At 46.0% G+C, this 2,675-nt stretch carries 2 protein-coding genes; both read right to left on the minus strand.

All coding sequences use genetic code 11. The features are described from left to right. Nucleotides 1-1,122, minus strand: a 1,122-nt coding sequence (locus tag A3751_RS13130; RefSeq protein WP_156492442.1) for a hypothetical protein, incomplete at its 3' end; no start/stop codon positions are given. 60 nt (nt 1,123-1,182) lie between these two features. Next, on the minus strand, nt 1,183-2,370 hold the full coding sequence (locus A3751_RS13135) for an ABC transporter substrate-binding protein (RefSeq protein WP_068456767.1): 1,188 nt from the start codon (nt 2,368-2,370) through the stop codon (nt 1,183-1,185). Between the last annotated feature and the right edge of the window lie 305 nt (nt 2,371-2,675).

A 2,675-nucleotide genomic window follows, 5' to 3' on the forward strand; every position in this document is an offset into this window, starting at 1 on the left:
TAGTTCGCCTTGAAGATCGTACACGACGAGCATCTCGCCAAGCGAATCTATAACACCTTCTACTCGCTCTTTTACAAAAGTGGTAGCGAGCAACTCTTCCATTACCGAGTTAAAGGTCTGCCTTAATTCAAAAATTTCTCGAGACTCGCTCTTCGTAGGTTCTATTTTTTTAAATGATCCTGGCTTATCTCTTGCCGCACCAATTTGATCCCGTAATCGATCGATAATTCTACTGGCGATATTGCTCGTTAGGCGGATACTGAACAGAGTTGAAAACAAAATGGTCGTTAAAGCGAGCGCTAGCGCACCGATAACCCAGCCCGCATCTGAGTAAGCTGAGAGATAAGGCTGGACGATGGTTGCGGTCAATGCCTTGTCTAAATCCGATGGATCAAATCTCTTATTGTTATTGAGGGGCATTAACTTAGAGTTCGTAATCATGCCTGCAACACCTGAGTCAATATCTAGGGTTGCAGCTAGTCCTTTGCCTACAAACTGTTCGTTCGCCTCGAAGATGATGCTTGAATCGTCTGTGACTACGAGGTTGTATTCGCCGGTTTCAACGCGCAAAACAGAAGAGAGTGATCGGATGTGTAACGCGATCGCACCCTCTGCTGACCCACCATAAATGACTGGATGTACTATCATTAATCCATTTTTCCCAACCTCGATAAAAGAAAGACCTTTTTCTAACGCCTGCTCCTTCCAGGCGAAATGCTGTTCTACTTCTTTGAAGGCCTCAATAAAAATACCTGTAATGATCTCGCCCTCAAAGTCGGTAAACGCGATGCTGAATTTGGAGTCGGCTGAGGTGAGGTTGGTTGGAGTTAAAGAGCGAAAGAAGACGGGCAGGTAAGAGTCTCGATTACTGAAGTCGATGAGACTGTTTATCATCAAATCGTTACGTGCAAGCGAAGCAACCTGTGCATTCAGCGCGGCGATTGAACGGTAATAACTGGCAGAAAATTCGCTAAGATGTGTTTGATGGCTCTTGGCTATTTGTAGATTAATAAAAGCAAACGAGATGACTAACGCGGCGATGAGCGAAGCCGCAATAATCGGAATAAAACGGCTAAGCGTCGCCTTGCGCACTCGTTTAGAAAGCGGTAGGCGTTGTGTCATGTTTGTGCGCCTAAGAGCGTCTTCAAGCTTTTGCCTTTCTTCACTTGTATCGCCTTTATTTTAATTTGGTACAAGGTTGCCATTCTCATTGAATGCCGCCATGAAGTAGTCATCCCTAAGAAGAGCGTCATGTTGGTCAGGAGAAAACGGTTTTTCGTAGTGCTTGATCAGTCCGTGATACGTTTCTAGCGCCTCTAATGCATCACGCACTTTGGGCCGTTCAATGGATTCTGCTGACTTAATCGCGAGCGCCAACATATGGACGAGATCGTAGGCTTGCGCAAAGCCAACAACTCCCTGAATATTCTCTTGGCTAGCGTTTGGATCATATGTGGATTGATAAGCACTCAACACTTCGCTAGCTTTTGATTGGTCGTACGCATTTAAAAAACTAAAGGTCTGAATGGTTGAGACATTCAATCGGGAGAGCTGCTCTAAGCCCACTGCGTTAACAAAATTCCCGCCCGCAATTCCCCAATGTGCGATCACGGGTTTGTTAGAAAGTGCCGGATTGCTAAGCAGAGCGTTCGCGACAACGACTCCTTCTGGCGCATTTGCAACGAGCATGATGGCATCTGGATCACTGGCCGCAATCTCGGACACTTCTTTTGTCACGTTCTTTTGACCCCAATTGATCCAAGAGACACCCGATACCTCAAGTCCGCTCTCTTTTGCGGCTTGGCGCATAGAGACCTCATTCGAGCGACCCCATCCTGTTCGCTCCAACACTAGGTAGACGTTTTTGGCGCCCGTACCCACTGCATGCTTGATAAGTACAGGTCCGGCTTCTTTATCTCTTATAGATGCGCGGAAGACATAGTTTGGAGAAAAACTATTACTGGTGATGGGCGTTCCAGCTGCCCAAGGGACAAGAAAAAGCAATTTGTTTTCATGTATCGTTTCTAATTCTTGAAGCACAACAGGGGTATGTACGCCGCCGAGCACGGCGACGAGATTTTCACGCTTTGAGAACTTCTTTAAATTGCTGATACCGCGCGCCGGATTGCCTTTGTGGTCTCGAACGCTCAGTACAAGGGTTTGGCCAAGCACTCCGCCACGTTCATTGATCTCATTGATAGCGAGCTGTGCCCCGCGTTGAATTGCCACGCCGCCTGTTTTTGCAACGCTAGACATGTCGGCGTCCAATCCAATAACTAACTCTTTGGCAAGGCCAGTATTCCCGAACGATAAGACGCTCAAAAAAAAGAAAAAAAGAATTCCATGCTTCATGGTTATAATCAGCCGCATATGAAGGATCTAACGGAAGTTTAGACAAGAAACGATGTTTTGCAGCGGGAGATGAGAAAAATTACAAAAAGGCTTTGGGCAAGTCTATTCCCGCATTTAGGCATGAGTTTAACTTGCCATAAAGGGAGCTTGCTTCACTAGATCTTGGGATGTTTGGTATAAGTTGTGTGTGAGCCAACCTTGATTCGCAGACTCGCTGTCAGGCGCAAAGCTTAAGGCTTACCTTCAGGCTAACTCAAAACCGCGTTGCAATCATTAATGTAGAGGAATTCTCAACTAAAAGAATAAGAGAATAAGAGAATAAG

Source organism: Oleiphilus sp. HI0080 (assembly GCF_001635135.1).